General features: G+C 63.4%; 18 protein-coding genes and 3 tRNA genes. 10 read left to right on the plus strand and 11 right to left on the minus strand.

The genetic code is table 11. The features are described 5' to 3' along the window. The first annotated feature begins 1 nt into the window (after position 1). The 7 genes from ACQ4MM_RS11195 to ACQ4MM_RS11225 all read left to right on the plus strand — a co-directional run bounded on the left by ACQ4MM_RS11195 (position 2) and on the right by ACQ4MM_RS11225 (position 4761). Positions 2-658, plus strand: a complete 657-nt coding sequence (locus ACQ4MM_RS11195) for a heme-copper oxidase subunit III family protein (RefSeq protein WP_431477434.1) — start codon at positions 2-4, stop codon at positions 656-658. Between the two features lie 9 nt (positions 659-667). Then, positions 668-1003, plus strand: coding sequence for a cytochrome C oxidase subunit IV family protein (locus tag ACQ4MM_RS11200; RefSeq protein WP_431477435.1), 336 nt, complete (start codon positions 668-670; stop codon positions 1001-1003). Between the two features lie 39 nt (positions 1004-1042). Further along, positions 1043-1118, plus strand: a tRNA-Glu gene (locus ACQ4MM_RS11205). Positions 1119-1146: 28 nt separating this feature from the next. Beyond that, positions 1147-1222, plus strand: a tRNA-Glu gene (locus ACQ4MM_RS11210). A gap of 47 nt (positions 1223-1269) precedes the next feature. Continuing rightward, a complete protein-coding gene (earP, locus tag ACQ4MM_RS11215) occupies positions 1270-2409 on the plus strand; it encodes an elongation factor P maturation arginine rhamnosyltransferase EarP (RefSeq protein ID WP_431477436.1) in 1140 nt (379 codons plus the stop codon). A gap of 65 nt (positions 2410-2474) precedes the next feature. Then, a complete protein-coding gene (locus ACQ4MM_RS11220) occupies positions 2475-3050 on the plus strand; it encodes an elongation factor P (protein WP_431477437.1) in 576 nt (191 codons plus the stop codon). A 133-nt stretch (positions 3051-3183) separates the two neighbouring features. Further along, the gene (locus ACQ4MM_RS11225; protein WP_431477438.1) at positions 3184-4761 is read left to right on the plus strand and encodes an amidase; all 1578 of its coding nucleotides are present in this window, start codon (positions 3184-3186) and stop codon (positions 4759-4761) included. A gap of 39 nt (positions 4762-4800) precedes the next feature. Here the strand turns inward: ACQ4MM_RS11225 and dbpA are convergent, their stop codons facing one another. The 8 genes from dbpA to ACQ4MM_RS11265 form a co-directional block, all read right to left on the minus strand. Beyond that, the gene (dbpA, locus tag ACQ4MM_RS11230) at positions 4801-6210 is read right to left on the minus strand and encodes an ATP-dependent RNA helicase DbpA (protein WP_431477439.1); all 1410 of its coding nucleotides are present in this window, start codon (positions 6208-6210) and stop codon (positions 4801-4803) included. Positions 6211-6213: 3 nt separating this feature from the next. After that, a complete protein-coding gene (locus tag ACQ4MM_RS11235) occupies positions 6214-6447 on the minus strand; it encodes a hypothetical protein (protein WP_431477440.1) in 234 nt (77 codons plus the stop codon). A gap of 82 nt (positions 6448-6529) precedes the next feature. Then, the gene (locus tag ACQ4MM_RS11240) at positions 6530-8191 is read right to left on the minus strand and encodes an acid phosphatase (RefSeq protein WP_431477441.1); all 1662 of its coding nucleotides are present in this window, start codon (positions 8189-8191) and stop codon (positions 6530-6532) included. A gap of 46 nt (positions 8192-8237) precedes the next feature. Then, entirely contained in the window at positions 8238-8786 is a 549-nt protein-coding gene (locus ACQ4MM_RS11245; RefSeq protein ID WP_431477442.1) for a hypothetical protein, read from the minus strand. Positions 8787-8839: 53 nt separating this feature from the next. Then, positions 8840-8916, minus strand: a tRNA-Met gene (locus tag ACQ4MM_RS11250). A 48-nt stretch (positions 8917-8964) separates the two neighbouring features. Further along, positions 8965-10116 (minus strand): methyltransferase, encoded by a 1152-nt coding sequence (locus tag ACQ4MM_RS11255; RefSeq protein ID WP_431477443.1) that lies wholly within the window; start codon positions 10114-10116, stop codon positions 8965-8967. Between the two features lie 128 nt (positions 10117-10244). Next, complete coding sequence (locus tag ACQ4MM_RS11260; RefSeq protein ID WP_431477444.1) at positions 10245-11219, minus strand: hypothetical protein; 975 nt, start codon at positions 11217-11219, stop codon at positions 10245-10247. Positions 11220-11525: 306 nt separating this feature from the next. Continuing rightward, entirely contained in the window at positions 11526-12032 is a 507-nt protein-coding gene (locus tag ACQ4MM_RS11265; RefSeq protein ID WP_431477445.1) for a putative metalloprotease CJM1_0395 family protein, read from the minus strand. A gap of 93 nt (positions 12033-12125) precedes the next feature. On the opposite strand from ACQ4MM_RS11265, the gene ACQ4MM_RS11270 reads away from it, so the two are divergent. Then, entirely contained in the window at positions 12126-12290 is a 165-nt protein-coding gene (locus tag ACQ4MM_RS11270; protein WP_431477446.1) for a hypothetical protein, read from the plus strand. Here ACQ4MM_RS11270 and ACQ4MM_RS11275 read toward each other — a convergent pair. The 3 genes from ACQ4MM_RS11275 to ACQ4MM_RS11285 all read right to left on the minus strand — a co-directional run bounded on the left by ACQ4MM_RS11275 (position 12279) and on the right by ACQ4MM_RS11285 (position 19934). Further along, positions 12279-16016 carry an AAA family ATPase gene (locus ACQ4MM_RS11275; protein ID WP_431477447.1) on the minus strand — a complete coding sequence of 1246 codons (3738 nt, stop codon included), beginning with the start codon at positions 16014-16016 and terminating at the stop codon, positions 12279-12281. The two genes, ACQ4MM_RS11270 and ACQ4MM_RS11275, sit on opposite strands and share 12 nt — an antisense overlap. Next, positions 16013-17266, minus strand: coding sequence for an exonuclease SbcCD subunit D C-terminal domain-containing protein (locus ACQ4MM_RS11280; protein ID WP_431477478.1), 1254 nt, complete (start codon positions 17264-17266; stop codon positions 16013-16015). The genes ACQ4MM_RS11275 and ACQ4MM_RS11280 overlap by 4 nt, the downstream gene beginning before the upstream one ends. Positions 17267-17333: 67 nt before the next feature. Further along, complete coding sequence (locus ACQ4MM_RS11285) at positions 17334-19934, minus strand: diguanylate cyclase domain-containing protein (RefSeq protein WP_431477448.1); 2601 nt, start codon at positions 19932-19934, stop codon at positions 17334-17336. A 189-nt stretch (positions 19935-20123) separates the two neighbouring features. Here ACQ4MM_RS11285 and ACQ4MM_RS11290 point away from each other — a divergent pair, with 189 nt between their 5' ends. After that, positions 20124-21356 carry a winged helix-turn-helix domain-containing protein gene (locus ACQ4MM_RS11290; protein ID WP_431477449.1) on the plus strand — a complete coding sequence of 411 codons (1233 nt, stop codon included), beginning with the start codon at positions 20124-20126 and terminating at the stop codon, positions 21354-21356. Then, positions 21353-22345 carry a DUF2804 domain-containing protein gene (locus ACQ4MM_RS11295; RefSeq protein WP_431477450.1) on the plus strand — a complete coding sequence of 331 codons (993 nt, stop codon included), beginning with the start codon at positions 21353-21355 and terminating at the stop codon, positions 22343-22345. The genes ACQ4MM_RS11290 and ACQ4MM_RS11295 overlap by 4 nt, the downstream gene beginning before the upstream one ends. Positions 22346-22347: the final 2 nt, after the last annotated feature.

The following is a 22347-nucleotide window of genomic DNA, read 5'->3' on the forward strand; positions in this document are numbered from 1 at the left end:
TATGGATACCGGCACCAACGATTTGAAAGGCTTCGTCTCCGACTGGGCGGGTGACCGCGTCGCGTTTCGCGTCCCGTGGGGTAAGGCGATGATGTGGATCTTCCTGCTGAGCGACACCTTTATTTTCGGCACTTTCCTCACCGGCTATATGTCGGTGCGCATGGCCACCACCACGGCCTGGCCCAATCCCAGCGAAGTGTTTTCACTGACGATCGCCGGTACCAACTACCCGCTGATCCTGATTGCGATCATGACCTTCGTGCTGATTACCAGCAGCGGCACGATGGCAATGGCGGTCAACTACGGCTACCAGCGCAACCGCAAGATGGCGGCGATCTTGATGCTGGCTACGGCGGGCTTTGGGTTGCTGTTCGTCGGCATGCAGGCTTTCGAATGGAGCAAGTTGATTCACGAAGGCGTGCGGCCGTGGGGCAATCCAATGGGTGCGGCGCAATTCGGCTCATGCTTCTTCATGATCACCGGCTTCCACGGGCTGCACGTGTCAGCTGGCGTGATCTATTTATCGATCATCGCGCGGCGGGTCCTGAACGGGCATTACGAGAAAAAGGGTTATGACATCGTCGAGATCACCGGCCTGTATTGGCACTTTGTCGACCTTGTCTGGGTATTCATCTTTGCTTTGTTCTATCTCTGGTAGGAGGCCGTCATGTCCGAAGCTACCGCCGCACATCAGCAGCACCCGATAGGGACCTACGTCAAGGTCTGGATACTGCTGTTCGTTTTGAGTTTTTTCTCTTACCTGGTGGACTTCTTCCACGTGCATGGCTTGTTGCGCTGGTCGCTGATCCTGATGTTGATGATGCTGAAAGCCGGCTTTATCGTCGCGGTCTTCATGCATATGAAGTGGGAGAGGCTGGCGCTGATCTTCGCAATTACCTTGCCGCCATTGGCGATTCTCGTGCTGGTGGGGATGATGTCGGCGGAGTCACATTATGTGAATACAAATCGCATCGAACACTTCGCCGTTGCGCCCTTGAAATGAGGCTTGCACGCTGATATAATTCGCGCACGCTTTTACGACGTCCCCATCGTCTAGAGGCCTAGGACATCACCCTTTCACGGTGAGTACCGGGGTTCGAATCCCCGTGGGGACGCCAAGTCATACAAGCGTAGTGCAAGTCCAGGGTCCCCATCGTCTAGAGGCCTAGGACATCACCCTTTCACGGTGAGTACCGGGGTTCGAATCCCCGTGGGGACGCCACAGATTAGAATGAAGCCGCCTAGTGCGGCTTTTTCATTTTCCGGCCTATGTCAACCAGCTTGTCTCTCGATCTATTTTGCAAAGTTGTCGATAATTTCGGCGACATCGGCATTTGCTGGCGCCTGGCGCGCCAGCTACAGCGTGAACACGGCATCGCCGTCACGCTGTGGGTCGACGACATGCAAACGTTCCGGCGCATCTGTCCGCAAATCGATGTCGCTGCCGAGCGGCAGCAAGTCGACCATATCGCCGTGCGCCACTGGGCTTCGCAAGAAGGCGAGTTCAGTGCCGCCGATGTGGCTGACATCGTGATCGAATTCTTCGGCTGCGATATCCCGCTTGGCTATATCGCCGCGATGGCGCAGCGCCCGCAGCGCCCGGTATGGCTGAATCTGGAAGGCTTGAGTGCGGAAGAGTGGGTGGAGGGCTGTCACAGCTTGCCGTCCAAGCATCCGCGCCTGCCGTTGACGAAGTATTTCTTCTTCCCCGGCTTCACCGAAAAAACCGGCGGCCTCCTGTGCGAAAAAGGACTTGAAGCCGAGCGCCTTGCCTATCTCTCCGATCCCGCTGCGGTGCCGGCTTTCCTGTCTTCGCTGGGGGTAACGGAAGCCGAGGCGGCCGCCATGAAGGTTTCGTTGTTCTGCTATCCCTACGCGCCAGTTGCCGAATTGTTCGCGGCGTGGTGCGGCGGTGAGCAGTCAGTGACTTGCCTGGTGCCGGAGGGCGTGGCGAGCGACGCCGTTGCAAATTTCCTCGGCCAGCCTGCGCTGCCTGGCGCTGTGCGTAGTCAAGGTGCGCTGACGGTACGCGTGCTGCCATTCGTGCCGCAACAGGATTACGACAAGCTGCTCTGGTCCTGTGACCTGAACTTCGTGCGCGGCGAAGATTCCTGGGTGAGGGCGCAATGGGCTGGAAAATCCTTCATCTGGCACATTTACGCGCAAGATGAAAACCTGCACCATAAGAAGTTGCGTGCCTTCCTGCAGCGTTACGCGGCGGGCAGCGCGCTTGATGCGTTCTCCCTGCGCTGGAATGATGCAGGTGAAGGTGACTGGCCAACCCTGTGGAATGCCCTCGCTGCGGCGATGCCTGAAATTTCGGCAAAGTCGTCGGACTGGCAACAAAAAATCCTGTCCAACGGCGATCTGGCCACGAATTTGACTAAATTTTGTGCATCACTAAAGTAATACATTACAACCCCGTGCTATAATGTGCGGTTACTGCAACTCCCCTTAACCGGTATATATTCGCTATGAAATTCGCAAAAGAGATTCGTGTCGGCAACATCATCATGGTTGAAGACAAGCCATACATCGTTCTGCGTTCCGACGTCAACGGCTCGTCCCGCACTGGCTTCACCTACAAATGGAAGATGAAGAACCTGCTGACCGGCTCCCCGCTGGAAAACGTGTTCCGCGGCGACGACAAGTTCGACGTGGTGGTTCTGGACAAGAAGCCAGTGACCTACTCGTACTTCGCTGACCCACTGTTCGTATTCATGGACGAAGAGTACAACCAGTTCGAAATCGAAGAAGAGAACATGGGCGAAGCCGTCAACTACCTGAAAGACGGTATGGAATGCGAAGCTGTCTTCTATGACGGCAAGGCCATCTCCGTTGAACTGCCGACCACCATCGCGCGCCAGATCATTTACTCGGAGCCAGCAGTCAAGGGCAACACTTCCGGTAACGTGACCAAAGAAGCGAAACTGGAAAACGCCATCGAAGGCCGTAATTTCTCGATCCAGGTGCCACTGTTCGTGTCGCAAGACGACGTGGTCGAGATCGATACCCGTACCCACGAGTTCAAGAAGGTCGTTCGCGGCTAATTGCAGCAGTTTGTTGCAATTACGCAATAGGAAGCCCGCGCAAGCGGGCTTTTTTGCTTTTAGGCAGTATTAATTACTTGCAAACTGCTGGTATTCTACTGGTTTGTGCTTTTCTTGACTGAGGGCGTACCAGATGGATCGAAGGGGTTTCGTGAAGTTGGGGCTGGCTGCCAGTGGCGCAGCTACTTTGCCGCGCACGCAGGCCGCGGTGCCGTCGGTGCTCGATGCCGGTGTCCAGCACCAGCAGGAGCTGATGGCCGCGAACAAGCTGACCTCCCACGCGCTCACTTCGCAATACCTGTCCCGGATCAATACGATCGACAAGTCCGGCCCCCGCCTCAATGCCATCATCGAAATCAATCCGGAGGCGCTGAAGATCGCGCGCGAGATGGATCGCGAGCGCCACCAGCGCCGTGTGCGCGGCCCATTGCATGGCATCCCGGTACTCCTGAAAGACAATATCGCGACTGCGGACCGCATGAGCACCACTGCCGGATCGCTGGCGCTGGCCGGTATTCGGGCGGCGCGCGACTCCCACGTGGCGGCGCGCTTGCGCGAGGCCGGCGCGGTCATCATCGGCAAGACCAATTTGAGCGAGTGGGCCAATATGCGCTCGAGCCATTCGGTCAGCGGATGGAGTGCGCGCGGCGGCCTTACCCGCAATCCGTATTCCCTTGACCGCAACTGCAGCGGTTCCAGCTCCGGTTCCGGCGCCGCGATTGCCGCCGGGCTGGCGACGCTGGCGGTTGGCACCGAAACCGACGGCTCCATCGTGTCGCCGGCATCGATCTGCGGCCTGGTGGGCATCAAGCCGACCATCGGCCTGGTGAGCCGCAGCGGCATCATTCCTATCGCTCATTCGCAGGACACCGCCGGCCCGATGGCGCGCAGCGTTTTCGACGCCGCGCTGATGTTGGCTGCGATGGCCGGGGTTGATGCCAGCGATCCCGCCACGCAGGATGGCGCTGGCAAGGCCGCTGATTATTCTGCCGCCCTGAAGCGCGATGGCTTGCGCGGCAAACGTCTCGGCGTTGCCCGCAATTTCTTCGGCGGCAGTGATGGCGTCGATGCCGAGATCGAGAAGGCGCTGGAAGCGTTGAGGGCGCAGGGTGCAATCCTGGTCGACGTGCAGGTGCCGAATACCGAGAAGTACGGCGACAGCGAGACCGAAGTGCTGCTGCACGAATTCAAAGTCGACCTCGCTGCTTACCTGCGCGACTACGCGCCGAACGCGAAGGTCAAGAGCATGGCAGACCTGATCGCCTTCAACAAGCAGAACGCCAAGCTCGAACTGCCATACTTCGGCCAGGAGTATCTGGAGCGCGCTGAAGCCAAGCCGGGCCTTGACAGCCAGGCCTACCAGGATGCGCTGGCCAACAACCACCGCTATTCGCGCGAAGAGGGCATCGACCTGGTGTTGAAAGCGCACGAACTGGATGCCCTGGTCGCACCTACCGACGGCACGGCATGGCTGACGGACTTCATCAACGGCGACCACTATCCAAAAAGCTTTTCTTCGCCGGCAGCAGTTGCCGGTTACCCGCACGTCACAGTGCCCGCCGGCTACGTGCGTGGCCTGCCGGTCGGACTATCCTTCGTCGGCACAGCCTTCAGCGAAGCGGCACTGATCGGAATGGCCTACGCTTTCGAGCAGGCGACGATGGTGCGCCGCGCGCCGCAATTCCCGGCCAGCGTTTCGATCCGGACCTGAAAATGTCCACTTTGGTTCCTGACCCCAAAGTGGACATTTTTAGACGTCAATAAAGCGCATCTTGAAGTTGCGGCCTTTGAAGCTGCCGAAGTCACCGCCCTGCGTGGTGCTGGTGGCCTTCAGGCGCTCGAATGCTTCGTGGGCGATGCGGCGGTCGAGGGCGACGTAGGTCTGGAATTCGGTGACGTTGATCTTGCCGACTTGTTCCTTGGCCAGGCCGCCGTCGCCGCACAAGGCGCCGAGCACGTCGCCGGCGCGCAGCTTTTCCTTTTTGCCGCCCGAGATGCAGAGGGTCAGCATCGGCGCCGGTTCGGCGTTCACGAATTCGTCTTCCGCCAGCTCCTTGAGATCGTGCCATTCGACAGGCGCGCCCTGGTAGTCCTCGATCAGCTTGACCCACTTCTTCTCGTTCGGCGCGCACAGCGTCAGCGACAGGCCTTTTTCGCCGCCGCGGCCGGTGCGGCCGATGCGGTGGATGTGCACTTCGGTGTCGCGCGACACGTCGGCGTTGATCACTGCTTCCAGGTTGGCGATATCGAGGCCGCGCGCGGCGACGTCGGTGGCGATCAGGATCGAGCAGCTGCGATTGGAGAACAGCACCAGGACTTCATCGCGTTCGCGCTGTTCCAGTTCACCGTACAGCGCCAGCGCCGAGAAGCCTTCCGCGTGCAGTTCATCCAGCAGTTCCTTGCAGTGCACCTTGGTGTTGCAGAAGACGATCGCGGAAGCCGGCTGGTAGTGCTTGAGCAGCTTGCCGACGGCCTTGTCGCGGTCGTCGAAGCCGATTTCGTAAAAGCGCTGCTCGATCTGGCCGCCGCTGTGCTGCGCTTCCACCGTCACTTCGACCGGGTCGGCCAGGAAGGCTTCCGTCGCCTGGCGGATGTCGTCCGGATAGGTTGCCGAGAACAGCAGGGTCTGGCGGCGCTTGGGACAGGCGCGCACGATGCCGGCGATCTCGTCGTAGAAGCCCATGTCCGTCATGCGGTCCGCTTCATCGAGCACCAGGGTGCGCACATTCGACAAGTCGAGCGATTCGCGCGACAGGTGATCGCGCACGCGGCCAGGCGTGCCGACCACGATGTGGGCGCCGAATTCCAGCGAGGCGATTTGCGGGCGCATCGGCGTACCGCCGGTCAGCACCACCACCTTTACATTGGGCACGCAGCGCGCCAGGCGGCGCAGTTCATTGGCCACCTGGTCGGCCAGTTCGCGGGTAGGGCAGAGCACCAGGCTTTGCACGGCAAACCAGGCGGTATTCAGGTTGCACAGCATGCCGATGCCGAAAGCCGCCGTCTTGCCGCTGCCGGTCTTGGCTTGTGCAATCAGGTCGCGGCCTTCGATGATCGATGGAAGGCTTTGCTCCTGGATTTCGGTCATTTCGCGGTAGCCCAGCGAGTCCAGGTTGGCAAGGAGTTTTTCGGACAGTGGCAGGGTAGCGAAAGAGGTCATTTTTTAGTCCCGCCGCCAGATGGGCAGGCCGGTGAGGTCCAGGTTGGGATCATTCTGCCAGATTGGCAGGCCGCTGGCGTCGGTCGGACCGAATTCGCCCAGCAGTTCGAGTTGTTCCTGTTTGCGCGGAGAGCGGCGAACGCGCGGCGGCGGTGGAAGCTTGGCTTCCGCCGTCATCGGCTCGGCAGGCTCGAAGCCTGGCAGGTCGATTGTCGCGTTGTCTTTTTTATCTCTCATTATTTGTCGCAGAAAACAAAAGCCCGGCTGAATCAGTCGGGCTTCCTTTTAGAACCGGCGGATTGTAACACGGGCAACCATGTCAACGGAAGGCAAGGGCCCCCGTCAGGTCGCCCGGCGGCAACGCACCGCGCTCGGCGAAGGCTTTGTTTCGCTCCGCCAGGCCTTCCAGCAACGGCAGGCCATGCAGGCGGGTGATGAAGCGCAGGATCGAAGTGGTGTCGTAGAAGCTGTGATCCACCGTCGATTTCTTGGCGAACGGCGACACGATAATGGCGGGGATGCGCGAGCCCGGGCCCCAGCGGTCGCCTTTCGGCGGCGCCACGTGGTCCCACCAGCCGCCGTTTTCGTCGAAGGTCACCACCACCACCATGTTTTCCCACTGCGGCGATTTCTTCAGGTGTTCCAGAACGTTGACGATGTGCTGGTCGCCCGATTCGATATCCGAGTAGCCCGCGTGCAGGTTCAGGTTGCCCTGCGGCTTGTAGAAGCTCACCGCCGGCAGCTTGCCCGCCACCACATCGGCCAGGAATTTGTTCGAAATCGGGCTGTCACCCAGGCCGCCATCGCGGATGTGGGCGGCCCGCTCGGCGGTTCCTGGCGCGAACTGCTTGAAGTAGCTCAGCGGCTGATGGTGGTATTGGAAGTTTGGCTTGGTGCCGCCGCCCTTGTGATCCAGCGCCGCCTGGAAGGCGCCACCGTACCATGCCCAGCTCACGCCTTTGCGCGACAGCAGGTCGCCGATCGTGTCATACGTCTGCGGCGGCAGGTAGCTCGGGTCTTCCGGATTGGCGTGCATCGGGTCGCCGCCCGGCGCCGGGCGCACCCAGCTTGGCTGGTAGGGCGGGGCCATGGTGTTGACCGCGAAGCCGTCCGGCGTGATGGCGCCATCGTTCAGATAATGCGGCCTGCCTTCGAGGGCGGATTTCGGGCTCTTTGGATCAAGCGCCAGGGTGTGGCCGGTGGGACCATCGGACAGCACCGCGATCTTGCGCTTGGCCGGGCTGTTGGCGGCATCCGGGTAAACCGGGCAGCGGCCGGAGACCAGGAATTGGTGGTTCAGGTAAGAGCCGCCAAAGGCCGCCATGAAGAAGTTGTCGCACAGGGTGTACTGGCGCGCTACTTGCCACAGGCCGAGGTTCTTTTCCATCTCGCTGTAGTAGCCCATCACCATGCCGCCGGTGTTGCCCCAGGCGACAAAGCTGTCGTTCTTGCCGCCATTGACCTGCATCTGGTTCTGGTAGAACAGGTGCCACAGGTCGCGCGTGATAACGGATTCCGGCAGCGGCTTGCCTTCGGCATCGACCAGCTTGAAGGGCGCGTTCGGCAGGCCGGCAAGCTGGTCTTCTTTCAGTTCATAGCGCTTGCCGGCGATATCCTGCGGGACCGGCACCAGGCCGCCCCAGACTTTCGGCAGGGTCGGCAGGATGCTGCCGTCGTAGTCGCGCTGCTGGTAATCGGCTGGCTTCAGGGCCGACATCGGCGCGGCCAGGCCGGGGAAATCGGCGAACAGGTTGTTGAAGCTGCGGTTCTCGAGGTAGATCACGACCACGTTCTTGACGTTGGCCTGCAGCTTGTCGTCCAGCGAGATGGCTTTGGCCGGCTTGGCCGGTTTCGCGGCCGGGGCGGCCGTCACGCCTGGCAGGCTGGCTGCCAGGCCGGCGGCGCCCGCTGCCTGGAAGATGCGGCGGCGCGCAGGGCTGGCCGGCAGGTCTTGTGTCACTTTCTTCGTTTCGTCGTTCACGCGTTGCTCCTTGCGGTTCTTGTCGCGTGCAATTGTGACAGTTCAACTACAAAAAGGCGAGGGCACCGCGCTGGTAGGTCTCTCGTACTTCGGCGATAGGCTGGTGGGTGGCGGAGTACAGCACCGCGGCATGTTCGAACAGGGCGGCTGGCGAGTGCAGCATGGTGCTGGAGAATGTGCGGCGATATGGCCCCAATGGCTGCACCGCCTTGCCGAATGGCGTGTCGGTTTGCTCCAGCAGGCGGTTCATTTCAGGCGTCAGGCGGCTCGGGACGTACCAGTTGTCGGCCTCGGAAAACAGGTGAGTGCCACAGTAAAGCTGCACGCGGCGGTATTTGACATCTGCGCTGGCAGCGCCCAGCCGGGCAAGCGTTTCGGCGCTGGCCGCCTGGTCTGCACCGCGCACCAGGCGTGCGACGATTTTCGGCGGCGTCGCCATGGCATGGTCGGCGCACCATTTCTCGAGTGTCAGGGTGGCGCTGCTGCTGGCCAGGATGTCGGCGCTTAGCTTCTGCGCCAGCAGGTCGGGTGAATTGGCGGGCGCCGCGCACGCCGCCAGCAGGGGTGCTATTGCAAAGTATGAAACTATGCGCATGCGTCTATCCGGAAATGAAAAAAGCCGTTGCATGAGCAACGGCTTTTTGAATCTGGTTGCGGGGACAGGATTTGAACCTGTGACCTTCGGGTTATGAGCCCGACGAGCTGCCAGACTGCTCCACCCCGCGTCTGAGGCAAGCATTATAGCTCGCCCATCGCGGTTCCGCAAGGTCGATTTATGCGATCCCCAAACGCCACAGGGAAGTCACCTCTGCCGAGCGCGCTGCATGCAGGGGATCGCTGGCGTCGCTGGCTTTCGGATGGACTGGACGCGCGTCCAGGCGGCCCAGCACTTTGAGGCCGGCGGCGTCGATCCATTCTTCCAGTTCGGCGCGCGAACGCAGGCCCAGATGCTCGGCCAGGTCCGACAGGATCAGCCAGCCTTCGCCGCCCGGTGTCAGGTGGGCCTTCAGGCCGGACAGGAAACCGCGCAGCATGCGGCTGTCCGGGTCGTAAACCGCCTGTTCCACCGAGGAGTTGGGGCGGGCTGGCACCCATGGCGGGTTGCAGACCACCAGCGGCGCCTGGCCGGGCGGGAACAGGTCAGCTTCCAGCAACTCGACCTGCTCGCCCAGCATCAGGCGCGACAGGTTATCGCGTGCACAACTCAGGGCGCGCCGGTCCATATCGGTGGCAACCACGTGCTTCACGCCGCGCTTGGCCAGGACGGCAGACAGCACGCCGCTGCCCGCGCCGATATCGAAGGCCAGTTCCGCAGCACCTTTCGGCAGCGGGGCGTCGGCCACCAGATGTACATATTCGCCGCGCAAAGGCGAGAACACGCCGTAATGCGGATGAATACGCTCGCCCAGCGCAGCCACGGGCACGCCGGCCTTGCGCCACTCGTGGGCGCCGATCAGGCCTTGCAGTTCGCGCAGGGAAATGACGAAGGCGTCATCGCCGCGGCCATAGGCCTCGTTGCAGGCCAATGCCACGTCCGGCGCGCGTCGCAGGGGAATGCGGTAACCGGGGTCGAGAGGTATCAGCAGCATGGCCAGGGTGCGCCCGCGCTGGGACTGGGCCTGGCGGTGCAGGTGGAAGGCTTCGGTGGCGTTGCCGGGCGTTTTGGCTGCGGCCACCTTGCGGCCTTTGCCGCCTTTGGCTTTCTTGTGGTCAGCGCGGCGCGCCAGCGCTTGCAGCAGCTGGCGCGCGTTCTGGAAATCGCCGCGCCACAGCAGGGCGGTGCCTTCGCAGGCAAGGCGATACGCAACGTCGGCGTTCATGGTGTCATCGGCGACCTGCACGCGCTTGGGCGGCGGGTTGCCTGATTCGGAATGCCAGCGCGCGGAGCGCGGCTCGCCTTGTTCTGTCCAGTGGATTTCTTGCATAGTGGCCGATCTGTATACGAAGAAATTCGGGGTCAGCTCCGGCAATCGGACATTTTTGCACAGCAAAATGTCCGATTGCCGGAGCTGACCCCGAATTTCAAATCAGGAGGCTGCCATTATACGCGTGCTTACGTGGCTGGCGGTTCCTCGGGAGCCGGTGCAATTGCAGGGGCCGCCGGATCGATCGGCTCGGCGGCGGCTGGTGGTGGCGCGATATCGGTTGCCGGTGGATCAATCTCGCTCACCGGAGGATCGATTTCGTCGCTTGGCGGGTCGATCTCGCCACCGCGCGCGGCTTTGGCCGCATGTGCCAGCTCCGCGGCCTGGCCGGGTTCGGATTGCAGGCGGCCATATGCCTTGGCCTTGTCGCTGGCATTGGCCGGCAGGTAACTGTCCAGCGACGATTCGGAGTCGACCAGCTTGAGCAGGCGCATGGTCAGGTTGCCGGCATCGCTTTCCTGGCCTTGCTCGTTCTGTTGCTTGACAGAGGCGCTGATATTGCGGTCCATCAGGCGGAACAGGTCGGCCAGGCTGCCGGGGAAATCGATGTCCGGGAATTGCACTTCCGGCAGGGGCATGGCCGGATTCTGGTCGTCGTGGTCCTTGCGGCGCGCCGGTACGCTGGATGCCGCGCCGGCGGTCATCGTCGCTTGGTACTGGATTTCCACTTCAAAATTCAACTTGCGGCCATCGGCGGTGGTAATCGTGCCTTTGCCGAGGAAGTGCGAATCTTCGCTCAGGCTGAAACCGAAGGCGTCGCTCACGCCATCGGCGCCTTCGGCATGCAGGGCGCCGGCAGCGAAACTGGCGTTCGATTCCAGCGCCACCGAGTCGAAGGAAATTTTGGCGCCCTTGGCGTTGTCGCCGAGCAAACTTTTCGCAAAGCTGCCAATCAGGTCCTGGGCCATGTCGACCGTACGGTTGCCCAGTTGGTCGACGCGCTTTTGCAGGTCGACCGCATTGCTGGACAGGGAAACCGCGCTATCCGGGTTCACGTCCCGCACTGCGTTGGCGCGCGAAGACTTGCTTTCCGCCTGCGAGGTGGCAGGCGATAAGGAAGTGTTTTGATACTGGCGTGGGCCGATGGAATTCAGTGGGTTCATGATAGGCAACCTTTAGGGGCACTACCCCTGATACGGCAAGTTTCCGAATTTCTTGAGGTTTATCAATGATGATGAGTCCACAAACCGTTCGATTCCAGGTAGGACTTGACGGCTTCAGGGGCGCCAGTGGCGTGCAGTTTGACCTCGCCGCAGCTGCAGACACCATAGTACGGCGTAATGTGCGAGCATGCAGAAGTTTTCTGTAATGCAACCTTAACTGCTTTGCTGCATTTTGCGCACTTGAAGGTGAGGGTGCGTGGGGCTTTCAGGAACATGGCCTAGACTCCGGGCAAAAGGGCGATTTTATCAGGCAAAGATATCGATCGTCCCTTGCTTCTCGGAAAGGCCATAACCGCGCTGGAGTTCTTGTTGCTTTGCTGAAATCTCGGCCTGGGCTTGTTGGGCCATCTGGCCCGCGCGCGCAGCGATGCTGCGGTCCGGGCCGGATGGATCGGCCGGTGCCAGGGCTGCGGCCTGGATCTGGCGCGCCTTGCTGATGGTTTCTTCGGGCGTGCGGCCAGCCGAGGTGTCGATATTGACTTCTCCACCTACGGCATAGTTCACGCCATTCGGGCCGCGCTGATAAGTGTAGGTGGCGCCGGAGGTAGCCAGGCTACCTGCCGCGGCAAGGTGCGCTTGCTCATGCTGGCGTACCTGCAGGTCGCGCGCCTTGAGCTGGTCGATTTTTGCCTGGTCTTCGGGGGAGTATTCCTGCTGGGCCGATGGGGCGCTTGCGCTGCGCGTGGCGTTGCGCGCAGGCGCGCTGGCCTGCGGCGCGTAGGTGTTTGACGATGAAATGGCGCCGATTCCCATTTACACATCATAACAAATTGGCTGGCGCTTTCCGTCAACTGCCGGCCACTTCTTGCGTTGAAGGAGTGACCGTCATGCCGATGGAGGTTTTCGATGGAAAAGTCCAAGCAACCAAGCAAGGAAGCGGTGCGCCACTGGCTGCAGTCGCGCCAGGAAGAACGCCGTCCTTTGCCCGACCCGCAGCAGATCCGCCGCGAGCTGGGATGGGAAATGGTGCGCGCCGAGCAGGACGAGCGCACCTGGCGCCTAGCTGACTGAGACTGCACTGCGACCGTTGGCTGCGGGCTGCACCACGATCCTGGTGGCGATCCGTTCGGTCATTTCCTGTACGTGGGAGATCACTCCCACTTTCCTTCCCATTGACTGCAAGCCGTCCAGCGCGTCCATTGCGACGCGCAGGGTTTCCGCGTCCAGGCTGCCGAAGCCTTCGTCGATGAACAGCGATTCCACCCGCACCCGGTTGGATGACAAGGAGGCCAGGCCAAGTGCCATGGCCAGCGAGACCAGGAACGACTCGCCGCCGGATAGCGAGTGCACCGAGCGCTTTTCATCGCCCATGTGCAGGTCGCGCACCAGCAGGCCGAGCGACGGCTGGGCGGGGTTGTCGATGCGTTCGAGCTGGTAGCGCGGCGCCAGTTGCGCCAGGTGGGCGTTGGCGTAGCCGATCAACACGTCCAGCGTGAATTGCTGGGCGTAGTTGCGGAATTTCTTGCCGTCGGCGGAACCAATCAGCTCACTTAGCTGCGCCCAGCGGCGCTCGGTTTCCTGTTGACAGGCGATGTCGGCCAGCAGGGATTCGGCGGCTTTGCGGCGGGCGTCATCCTGCGCCAGTTGCAGCTTGAGTGCGGCGGCGTGGTCGTGGGCTCGCTTGCGCTCGTCCTGCAGGTCGGCCAGGGCCTGTTCCAGTTCGATGGCGCTGCGCTGCTCGCCTTGCGGTGCGCTGGCCAGGTGCCCGGCGTGCTGGGTTTCGCGTTCGGCCAGCACTGCTTTGGCCGAGGCCAGGGACTGGTCGAGCGCCTGGATGCTGGTGCGTTCATCGCGGATCGCTTGCTGGGAGTGGGCCAGCAGGGCGCGCAACGCCTCCAGGTTGCCGATAGCCAGCGACTGGTTGTCGCTGAGCCAGGCTTGCAGGCGGGCGGCGGCGCTTTGCGCGGAGCTATCCAGCGCTGCGAGGCGTTGCTTGGCCTGTTCGTGGGCTTCGTCGGCGCGGGTACGCTGTTGGGCGGCCTGCTGGACCGATTCCTGGCGCGCTTGCAGTGCGCTGCGGGCGCTGTCGACCGCGGTGCGCAAGCCTGCTTCAACCTCGCGCACCGGGCGGCCCTGCCAGAGTGCCTGGCGTTCGGCGGCCGCGGCGTCGCGTGCCGCGCGGGCCGCAGCGGCGGCGGCCTGGGTGGCGCTGCAGTCTGCCGCGCTGCGCTCCTGCGTGGCGCGCAATGCGTTTAATTCGATGGCGATTGCGGCCATTGCGTTGCTGCGCTCGTCCACTGACTGGCGCTGCGCTTGCCATTGCCTGCTTTCGCGTGCGCGTTGTTCGTGGAAGCGCGCCGGGCTTTCCTTCCAGTCGTCCTGCCAGCCGGCGCGTGCCAGCGGCGCGTCAAGCTGGTCGAGCAGGTCGGCAATTTGCAGGGCGGTGTCGATCCGCTGTTCGTCCAGGGCTTTGTGCTGCGCGTCGGATTGGGCCAGCGCAGTCTGGGCGGCGGATAAGGCCTGCTGGTGGCGGCTGCATTCGGCGGCGGCTTGCTCGCAGGCCGTTTGCGCCACTTCGCGGGTGCGGGCGGCCTGGCGCTGGAAATGTTCCTGGCCTTCCAGGGTACGCAGTGCCGCTTGCAGGGATTCTGCGTGCGTGGCGAGCCAGCCTGCGGCGTCTTCGTCGGCAGCAGCCTGTCCGGCGTGCTGCGCGAGCGCGCTAGCGGCGGCTTGCCAACGGTGGTGGGCGGCGGCCTGCGTGTTGCCGATGCTGTGCTGTTCGACGCCGATTGCTGCCAGTTGTTCGACGCTGGACTGAAGGCGGGTTTGTTGCTCGGTCTCGTGCTTGATATTGCGTTGCAGTCTGTCGCGGCAATCGTGCACTTCGGCTTGCAGTTGCGCCAGCATGGCGTGCAGCGGCCCGTCTTCGTTCCGGTACGGATGTTCATGCGAACCGCAAACGGGGCAGGGGGTGTCGTCCTGCAGCGTAGCGCGCAGCTTTTCAACGCTTTCGCCAGTGGCGGCTTCGGCCAGTTTCAAGGAGCGCTCGGCCTGGGTCGAGGCGGCCACAAGCGCCAGGTTGGCCTGGCGGGCAGCGCTGACTTCAGCCTCGGCGCTGTCGCGGGCCGCCTGCAGCGATGCACTGCGCGCGACCAGGTCCTGCTGGCGCGCGGCGAGTTGTGCCAGGTCTTGCCATGCCGCGCTGGCATCGGCCAGCAGCGCGCGGCGCTGCTCGAATTCCCGGCGCTGCTGCGCCATGCTGTCGGCATCAATGCCGGCCAGCGCTTTTGTGGCCTGCTCGCGCTGGGATTCGGCTTGGCGCAGGCGTTCGGTGGCGGTATCCAGGCTGCTGCGGGCGTGGGTTTCTTCCTGGCGCTGGCGTGCTGCGGCTTGTTGTACGGCGGCCAGCGAATGCGATTGCTGGCCGGCGCGGCCGGCTTGCTGGCCGGCCTGTGCAAACAGCACATCCCAGCGTGCCCAGTCGCGCGCCAGCGCCGACCAATGCTGGTGCGTGGCCAGCCATTGTTCGCCGCCTTGCTGCTCATGGGCGAGCGCCTGTTGTTGCGTTTCGCGCTGCGCTACTGCGCTCCTGGCAGCGGCATCGGCTTGCGCCGCAATATCGTGGGCAGCGCTGGCCTGGGATAAGGCTAACTGCAAGGATTCCAGGCGCGTATCGAGTGTCTTCGCCTGGTCCAGCAGCGGCGCCGCCGCCTGCTGCGCGCTTTCGGCAGCTGCCAGCGCGGCGCCGGCCTGCTGCAGGTCATCGGACAGCACCTGGTGCGCCAGGCGCGTGCGTTCGGCTTCCTGCTCGGCAAGCGAAATCGCCGCCTGTGTGGTGGCGCGTTCGGCGGCGAGCCGCACCACTTCGTCATCCAGCGCACGCGCGGGCTGTACCGCATCGAGTTGTGCCAGCACGGCGCGGCGTGGTGCAGCGGCCTCGGATTCGGCCTGCCGCTGTTGCAGGTGTTCGTGTGCGTGCTGCACTGCCGTGGCCAGTCTTTCGGCTTGCTGGTGCCAGCGCAGGTCGGCTTCCAGTCCCGCGACGCGCTGCGCAGAAGCTTGCAGGGCTGTTTCCGCGCTTTCGGACTGGGCCAGGATGTCGGCACGTTGTTCCGTCGACAGTGGTTGCTGGTTCGCCAGGCCGGCGGTGAGCGTCTTCAGCGCCAGTTCTTCGGCACGCCAGCGTTCGAAGGCGCGCTTGGAGATTTCGCTGTAAATGCCGTTGCCGGTCAGGGTTTCCAGCAGCGTGCCGCGCTCGTCGTCCCTGGCCTTCAGGAAGGCGGAAAACTCGTTCTGTGCCAGCAGCACGGCGCGCGTGAACTGCTCGAAGCTCAAGCCGACGCGCTGCACGATCTCACCCATGACCTCGGTTTTTTTATGGCCAAGCGGCTGCAGCCCTGGCAGCTTGTGCAGGGCCATGGTGGTGGGCTGCAAGGCGCCGGCAGCCTTGCTGCGGGCGCGCCAGACATTCCAGCGGGCGCGGTACGATTCGCCGTCGTTGCCGACGAAGTCGACTTCGGCCCAGCCTTCGGCTGCGCCGCGGCGCAGCAGGGTGCGCGGGTCTTGCGACGATACCGGGTCGCCGACGTCGGGCGTTTTGCCTTCTGCCTTATGCAGGCGCGGAGTGTCGTCGTACAGCGCCAGGCACAGCGCGTCGAGCAGGGTGCTCTTGCCGGCGCCGGTCGGGCCGCTGATGGCGAACAGGCCGGCGTCGGACAGCGGCTGGGTAGTGAAGTCGACCGAAAACTCGTCGGCCAGCGAGGCAAGGTTCTTGCCGGCGATGCGCAGGACCCTCATGGCCGCACCAGTTCCGCAAAGGCGGCCAGTTGTTCCGGCGGTGCTTCAGTGCCGTAGCGCTGCTGGTAAAGACGCTTGAAGATGTCGTCCGGCTGCAGCGTGGCCAACTGGTCGAGCGAGAGCGCGGCTTCCTCGAAGGAGGAGCGGGCAGCGCTCGACGTTTCGATTTTCGCCAGCCGGACCGGCTTGCCGTGCAGCGCTTCCTCGATAGCGGCGCGCAAGCCTGGCTCGGGCGCGGCCAGCTTGATGCGTACTTCGAGCAGCGGCTGCTGTTCGAGCGGGGCGTCCGGCAGCTCCAGGGCGGCCAGGGCGGCTTTCACATCTTCCAGCGGGGCTGGCTTCGGTGGCACGCGCAGCAATTGCACGGCGCGCGGGATCGGCAGGGCGGTGATCTCGCCAACTTGTGCGCCGCGCAGGTCGATGCGCAGAACCTGGTGCGGATAGCTGGTCTCGGCGAAGGACAGCGGAATCGGGCTGCCGCAGTAACGGATGTGGGCGTGCGGGCCCACCTGCTGGGCCAGGTGCAGGTGGCCCAATGCAGCGTATGCAATTGGCGGCGGGAAGATGCCCGTAGGGAGCATCTCCGTGCCGCCGATCACGATACGGCGCTCGGAGTCGGCGGACATGGCGCCGTTGATCATATGGCAGTGGCCCATTGCGACGATGGCATGTCCTTCACCGGCGCGGGCGCCCGCCAGTTCCAGCGCCTGGCGGTACAGCTCCGCAATGCCGCTAAGATAAGGATCGGCGGGGGACGCAGAATCGTCCTGGCCATCGTCGCCTGCCGCCGGGGCCAGGCGGGGAACGTCGCCATGGCGCAGGAAAGGGACCGCGAGAACCCAGGCGGCGACGGCACCGTCTTTGCCGGTCAGCGGCACCAGCATTCGCTCCATGGCGATATTGCCGTCGGCATCGCGGTGAGGGTAGCCGATCACGGTGGTGCCGTGCACCTCCAGCAAGGGGCCGGGCGCTTCAAGGCGGCCGGGCGAATCGTGGTTGCCGGCAATGATGACAATATCAAGCTGCGGCGCACGGGCGCGGGCCTGCTGCAGGAAGGTGTAGAGCTGGCGCTGCGACGCTGCGGACGGATTGGCGTTGTCGAAAACGTCGCCGGCCACCAGCAGGGCATCGGCTTGTTCGGACACGATGGTATCCAGCAGCCAGTCCAGGAAGCGCTGGTGCTCATAGTAGCGGTCAAAATTATGCAGCGATTGGCCAAGGTGCCAATCGGAAGTGTGCAGCAGGCGCATGAAATGGAAAGCAGGGCGTGGGAAGCGCCAATATAGCGCAAACCGCCGGCGCATGTCTTGATCCCCGTCAGGCCGCGTTCGGGGAGCGCATTTGCGGCAACGGCATGCCGCTGCGGAAGGTGTTGCGGCCGGCCTGTTTGGCTTCGTACAAGAGCAGGTCGGCCCGTTTCAACAGTTCCGCCGGGCTGACGTCGTCGTCGCGGTAATAGGTCAGGCCTATGCTGGTTGAGACATTTGCCATGATGCCATCGAGCTCGAACGGCTGCTGCATCGCATGCACGATCTTGGCGGCGGTGACCGCGGCATCATCGGGTTTCGAGAGGTGGTCCATGACGATCGTGAATTCGTCGCCACCCAGGCGCGCCACGGTATCGCTGGCGCGGACGGTATTGGACAGGCGCGCCGAGAACGCCTTGAGCAGTGCATCGCCGACGGCATGTCCGTAGGTGTCGTTGACCGGCTTGAAGCGGTCGATGTCGAGGTACATGACCGCCATCAGCCCGCCGCTTTCGCGGCATGCCACCATGCTCTCGCTGAGTTTTTGCAGGAAGCCGGCGCGGTTGGTCAGCCCGGTCAGTGCGTCGACCTGCGACAAGCGCAGCAAGCGCTGTTTCTCGCGCTTTTGCGCCGTGACGTCTTGCCGCATGACGTGGAAGCCGATCACCGTGATGCCGTCCTCGTCCAACTGCGGGATGTAGACCACGTCGTAAGTGCGCAGGTAGTCGCCGCTGTCGTCCTCTTCCTCGAAGGTCAGGGTTTCGCCGCGCAGCACGCGCGCAATGTAGGGCTGCAGCAGGGCGTAGCGTTTGTCGCCCACGGTCTCCTGCACCGTGCGCCCCGTCACTTGCAAGCCGGTCTTGCTGAATTCGCGCTCATAAGCGAGGTTGTGGAAGCGATAGATTTCCTCGAAATCGACGTAGGCGATCATGGCCGGCAGCGTGTCGGCGATGGTGCGCAAGCGCGCTTCGCTTTCGCGCAGGGCCATCACCGACTTGCGCACCAGGGTGATGTCGTCCAGCGTGCCGACGTAGCCGGCGATCTGATTGTCGATCACGATCGGCGCCACCTTGATCGAGGTCCAGACGATCTTGCCGTCCGGGTGCACGCAGCGCAGCGTTTCCTGGAAGGCCTGCTGGGTGGTGTTCAGGTGGCGCAGCGATGCGCGCAGCATGTCGCGGTCGTTGGGATGCACGGCGCCGAACCAGCCGTCGTCCAGCGCCGCGTCGCGCGCCATGCCGGTAATCGCTTCGAAGGTGCGGTTGACGTAGCTGCATTTGCCATCCTTGTCGGCCCGCACCAGGCCAAGTGGCGAGGCATCGTTGACGGCCTGCAGCTCCGCCTGGTTCTGGCGCACTGCCATCTCGGACCGTTTGCGTTCCGTGATATTGCGCGCGGTGACGGCGACGCCGTCCTCGATGGCGACGATCTGGTGACGCAGCCAAAGCTGTTCGCCGAAGACGTTCGATTCGAATTCCTCTTCCAGCGGCTCGCCGGTGCGCATCACGCCCAGGCATTTGCCGAACATGCCTTCGCTATGCCAATGCGGCAGCATGTCCCCCATGCGCTGGCCCAGCGCCTGGTCCGCAGGGTGGCCGAGAACGCGTGCCCCGCGCTCGTTGACGTCGACCAGGATGAAGTCGGTGATCTCGCTGCCGCTGCCGCCGGCACGGCAGGCCTTGATCAGGAACAGGGCGTCGAGGCTGGCGTCGACGGCGGCGTGCAGCTTTTCGCGCGCGTAAGTGGCCTCGCGCGTGCTTTCGCGCAGGCGATGCGCCTGCTGCGTCAGCAGGAAACTGAACACCAGCACCACCACTGAAACGATGGCGGTGACACCATAATAGAGACGCCGCTGGCTATAGTACTTGGCCAGCGCGTGCTCCTTGGCATCGCCCACCACGGCCGTCAGCGAATAGCGCGGCATGTCGCGAAAGCCATAGATGCGCTCGGTCTTGTCGACCGGGGTCTTGAGCAGCAGTTCCTCCGGCAGGTTGACCGGGTCGGCCGGCGCCACATAGTCGACGGTGTCGGTGATGAAGAGTTTTTCGTCGACGCGGCCGATGGCAAGCGCGGTATCGCGGCTGATCAGCATGACCAGGCCGCCTTCGTCCACATGCATGCGGTCGTAATCCTCGACGAAATAGGCGGGATCGATCATCAGCACGATCACGCCCGCGAACTTGCCGGCCTTGTCGTCCAGGCGGCGCGCAATCTGGATTTGCCACTTCTTGGTCATCGGCTCCACCATCGGGTTGCTGGCCAGGGCGGCGTCGCCGGCTGTGGTGGACAGCGCCTTGAAATAGCCCTGGTTGGCCGAATTTGGCGGAAAGGCGCCATGCATGCTGTCCACCAGCTTGCCGTTGGCGTCGATCAGCGCGATCGGCAATTCAAGGCGGGCCGGCATGACGGAGTCCAGCAAGCCGCCTCGCTTGCTGAATTCCGGCAGGCGCAAGGCGCCATTGGTTTCCTCGAACTTGAGCTTGAAAAGCTGGGTGGCATGGTCCGCCTGGCGCAGCAGGTGGCCGGAGTGTTCGGCCAGCGTGCGCGCCAGCGAATGGCTATGCTGCACGGCGTCGTAGTGCGCGCTTTCGGCGTCCTGCCTGACCTGGTAGAACACGTCTGCCCACATGATCACCAGCAGCACCAGGGTGAAAGAGGGCAGCAGTATCATGCGATACAGCTTGCGGAAAATCTGACGGGCGGTTGACGTTGGCACAGGCTTATTTTGCACTCAAACCCCGGCAGTGGGGGCAAAAAAACGGCACTATGCTGCCTGGCAGCCACCACCATTCGCAAATTGCCAAGAAATACTGTCAATTCGCTATTAGAATAGGCGTTCACCTCCTACAGGAATCGAGTCTTGACCGAACTGAATCTCACCCTCGCCGCGGCACGTGCCTTGCACCTGGCGGCGCAGGGCTTGCTGCAGCCGCGCCGGCGCAAGGCGCTCAAGGCCGACCTGCTGGAAGCGATCCGCGCCATGGGCGTGCTGCAGATCGACACCATCCACGTGGTGGCGCGCAGCCCCTACCTGGTGTTGTGGAGCCGGCTGGGCGACTATCCCCAGCCCTGGCTGGAGGAACTCCTGGCCGAAGGCGCCCTGTTCGAGTATTGGGCGCATGAAGCCTGCTTCGTGCCGATTGAGGACTACCGCCTGCTGCGCCATCGCATGGTCGACCCGAGTGCGATGGGATGGAAGTATTCAGCGAGCTGGATGAAGGAGCGGCGCGCCGACGTCGATCGCGTGTTGCAGCATATCCGCAGCAATGGGCCGGTGCGCTCGGCCGATTTCGAGCGTACCGACGGCAAGGGCGGTGGCTGGTGGGGATGGAAACCGGAGAAGCGCTCGCTGGAAGTGCTGTTTACCGCCGGCGAATTGATGATCGCGCGCCGCCATAACTTCCAGCGCGTGTACGACCTGGCCGAACGCGTGTTGCCAGGCTGGGACGATAGCCTGATGCCCGGCATGGACGAAACACGGCGCGAACTGGCGCTGAAATCGGTGCGCGCCCTGGGCCTGGCCCGCAGCGCCTGGGTGGCAGACTATTACCGCAGCAAGCCGCCGCGCCAGGACCTGGAAGCGCTGGCCGATGAGGGCCTCTTGCTGCGTGCCCGCGTCGATGGCTGGAAAGACACGGTCTACATCCACCACGAGCTGGCCGACCTGGCCCAGGCTGCCGCCAATGGCGGCCTGGCGCCGACCCTGACCACCATCCTGTCGCCGTTCGACCCGGTGGTATGGGACCGCCGCCGCGCCGTGGACCTGTTCGGCTTCGACTACCGCCTGGAATGCTACACGCCGGCGGAAAAGCGCCGCTATGGCTATTTCACGCTGCCGATCCTGCGCCGTGGTGCGCTGGTAGGCCGGATCGACGCCAAAGCGCACCGCCGCGGCGGTATTTTCGAGCTGAAGAACCTGGCGCTGGAGCCGGGCGTCCGGGTGAGCGACCGCTTCGTGCGCGACGTAGCAGGCGCGCTGCAGCGCCTGGCCAACTGGCACGCCTGCCCGCGTGTGCAGGTGCAGGCCAGCGATCCGCCGCTATTCGCCGCCGCGCTGCAGGCGGAACTGGACGCGCAGGGAGTAGAGCAATGAAACTGGCCCCAGCACCGCAACGCGTGGTCGGCGCCGACGGCAAGCCCCTGCTGGGCCGCTTCTCCGGCGCGACCGAATCCTTCGACTGGCATTTGCTGGCAGGCGAGCACGCGCGCAGCCGCCTGTGGCGCCGCTTCCACCACAAGAAATGGCATTACGTGTCGCTGGTTTCCGAGCATGTGATGGCGGCGGTTGCCATCGTCGACCTGGGCTGGACCAGCACCTGCTTCGCCTATGTCTTCGACCGCAGTGACAACGACATGATGGCCAATTTCTCGCAGGACGGCCTGCCAGGGCGCATCTCGGTCGGCGTCGGCGAGCACGCGGGCGCAGCCAGCTGGTTCCGTACGCGCAGCACCCAGATCAGCATCGAGCCGCTGGAAGATGAACGGTACCAGTTGACGGTGCGCTGCCCGTACCTGGAAATCGACGCCGAATTCGGCCCGCCTATCGCGCCGCTGCTGCTGGCCACCGGTGCGGTGCAGGGAGGCGCGCTGCACGGCACGCAGAAGTCGCCCGGCATGCCGTTGACCGGCGCCGTGCGCACCTTCCGCGACGAATACAAGCTCGACGGCGGCGTGGCCAGCTTCGATTATTCGAACGGCTTGCTGGCGCGCGAGACTTCCTGGCGCTGGGCCTCCGGCCATAACCTGGAGATGGGCTTCAACCTGCAATCGGGCTATTTCGGCGCTCATGAAAATGCGCTCTGGATCGATGGCGAAGTGGTGGGGCTGGCTGCCGCGCATTTCATCTTCGATCCGCACGACCCGATGCAGCGCTGGCATATCTTCACCGAAGACGACCAGCTGGAACTGTTCTTCACGCCGGACGGTGCGCGCCGCCAGAACCGCAACCTGCTGGTGGCGGCCAGCCGCTACATCCAGCCGGTGGGCCATTTCAGCGGCTGGGTGCGCAGCGAACCGGACGGACCGAAACGCATCGTCACGCAGCTCGCAGGCGTGACCGAGGACCACTATTCACGCTGGTAGGA

Origin of the sequence: Massilia eburnea (genome assembly GCF_050709955.1) — a bacterium.
In the GTDB taxonomy this organism is placed as follows: domain Bacteria; phylum Pseudomonadota; class Gammaproteobacteria; order Burkholderiales; family Burkholderiaceae_D; genus Rugamonas; species Rugamonas eburnea_A.

Coding starts and splice junctions, on each gene's coding strand:
- ACQ4MM_RS11195 (WP_431477434.1), top strand. CDS start 2: ATGGATACCGGCACCAACGATTTGAAAGGCTTCGTCTCCGACTGGGCG.
- ACQ4MM_RS11200 (WP_431477435.1), top strand. CDS start 668: ATGTCCGAAGCTACCGCCGCACATCAGCAGCACCCGATAGGGACCTAC.
- earP (WP_431477436.1), top strand. CDS start 1,270: ATGTCAACCAGCTTGTCTCTCGATCTATTTTGCAAAGTTGTCGATAAT.
- ACQ4MM_RS11220 (WP_431477437.1), top strand. CDS start 2,475: ATGAAATTCGCAAAAGAGATTCGTGTCGGCAACATCATCATGGTTGAA.
- ACQ4MM_RS11225 (WP_431477438.1), top strand. CDS start 3,184: ATGGATCGAAGGGGTTTCGTGAAGTTGGGGCTGGCTGCCAGTGGCGCA.
- dbpA (WP_431477439.1), bottom strand. CDS start 6,210: ATGACCTCTTTCGCTACCCTGCCACTGTCCGAAAAACTCCTTGCCAAC.
- ACQ4MM_RS11235 (WP_431477440.1), bottom strand. CDS start 6,447: ATGAGAGATAAAAAAGACAACGCGACAATCGACCTGCCAGGCTTCGAG.
- ACQ4MM_RS11245 (WP_431477442.1), bottom strand. CDS start 8,786: ATGCGCATAGTTTCATACTTTGCAATAGCACCCCTGCTGGCGGCGTGC.
- ACQ4MM_RS11255 (WP_431477443.1), bottom strand. CDS start 10,116: ATGCAAGAAATCCACTGGACAGAACAAGGCGAGCCGCGCTCCGCGCGC.
- ACQ4MM_RS11260 (WP_431477444.1), bottom strand. CDS start 11,219: ATGAACCCACTGAATTCCATCGGCCCACGCCAGTATCAAAACACTTCC.
- ACQ4MM_RS11265 (WP_431477445.1), bottom strand. CDS start 12,032: ATGGGAATCGGCGCCATTTCATCGTCAAACACCTACGCGCCGCAGGCC.
- ACQ4MM_RS11270 (WP_431477446.1), top strand. CDS start 12,126: ATGGAAAAGTCCAAGCAACCAAGCAAGGAAGCGGTGCGCCACTGGCTG.
- ACQ4MM_RS11275 (WP_431477447.1), bottom strand. CDS start 16,016: ATGAGGGTCCTGCGCATCGCCGGCAAGAACCTTGCCTCGCTGGCCGAC.
- ACQ4MM_RS11280 (WP_431477478.1), bottom strand. CDS start 17,266: ATGCGCCTGCTGCACACTTCCGATTGGCACCTTGGCCAATCGCTGCAT.
- ACQ4MM_RS11285 (WP_431477448.1), bottom strand. CDS start 19,934: ATGATACTGCTGCCCTCTTTCACCCTGGTGCTGCTGGTGATCATGTGG.
- ACQ4MM_RS11295 (WP_431477450.1), top strand. CDS start 21,353: ATGAAACTGGCCCCAGCACCGCAACGCGTGGTCGGCGCCGACGGCAAG.